Genomic DNA, 1,382 nt, shown 5'->3' on the forward strand with positions numbered 1-1,382 from the left:
ATGAATCACGAAAATGAGTTAGGCAAAAAAGTGGATGAGCATTCAGAAGAATCGGCAGGAGCAGCAGCACAGCAGCCGCGGCCTTTAATTGAAATTCCGCTCCCGCTATTGGACCATGACTGTATTTATGACATTCTCCAAGTGGTGGATACAGGCCTTGATGCAGACACTTTAAGGACTATATTGAGCCATGTTCCGGAAATCCTTCCCAAAGAGAGCCTGACCATTGCAAACATGATTCAGCAATTGATAAAGACGCTCCACCTCACAGTTAATGAAGACGAGAATGATTTGATGGCAATTCTATATTCTGTCCAGGGTATAGAATCACCTATCGATACCTACTTTCCAGACCAAAAAATAAACCTCGTGATATTCATGGCAAGTTACTATGCAGCCATTCATTCAAATGGAGCCACCCCTGAAGCAGCTCATTTCTTTTTTAACTCATTCCTGCTTAAAGCTATCTTCTTGTCTTGTATCGGGATACTTCATAACAACAAAGGTGAGCTTCTAGGCAATAAAGAGCCCATAAAAGATCACGAAGTTTTAAAAGCAAATGTTAAAGAATCTGTTTCCGTCATCTCTACTATAAAATATTTGAAAGAAATTAACATCAGGCATATACAACAATTGGATAATACCTTAAAGGCTGAAAAGTCCGAGACATTAATCGATCCAATTATAAAAGCCGCTTCCGCTCTTCTCAACTGTGCCTTTGATGTGAACTCAATACCGTATCATCAGCGGAATATTAAATCAGATGAGCGAATGTTAGTGCTAATAAAAGAATATGGTGAAAAAAACCCTGAATTAGTTGCTTCAATCAATCAGTTCGAGAATCTCATTAATTCTATATACATGTTTCTTGATCCTTTCCTTATAGAATCAGCAGGTGGACACCTTCGCAATTTCTCGAGTTATTTTAGAAAATCAAACTGGGATGATACCGTTACTAACTCTACAAACAAAAAAGGCAAAGAACAGAAATTATTTGCAATATTCGAAGAGGTAATAAATGACGCAATACACAACGTGGGAAATGAAGACCCTCACATATTTCAAGAATTACTTATAGCCCTGTCAAATTACATAGAACAACAATTACAAAAAACATTTCCTGATGCAAATGAATACCAAGTCATAATGGTAACCCTCGGTACAGGATTTGTCGGCCTGCTGGAACAATCACAGACTACCTTGGCAAGGTATGAACAAACTATTGGTAGCGATATCAATCAGCCGTCTAACAGAGCCCAACATGACGAGGCAGCAAAGGGACAAGAAGGAAAAGAACTTAGCAAAGTACAAAGGAAGAGAAAACTTATGAAAGAACGCATAAAATACTTGAGTGATTTCGTCGATTGGTTCAGGAGTCACTA

The 1,382-nt window shown here is 38.4% G+C and carries 1 protein-coding gene; it reads left to right on the forward strand.

What is annotated here, in order from left to right; genetic code table 11:
* Nucleotides 1–1,382, forward strand: a 1,382-nt coding sequence (locus KDK19_RS23575; RefSeq protein WP_257255489.1) for a hypothetical protein, incomplete at both ends; no start/stop codon positions are given.

This window comes from Endozoicomonas sp. ONNA1 (assembly GCF_024606325.1).
Classification (GTDB): Bacteria; Pseudomonadota; Gammaproteobacteria; order Pseudomonadales; family Endozoicomonadaceae; genus Endozoicomonas_A.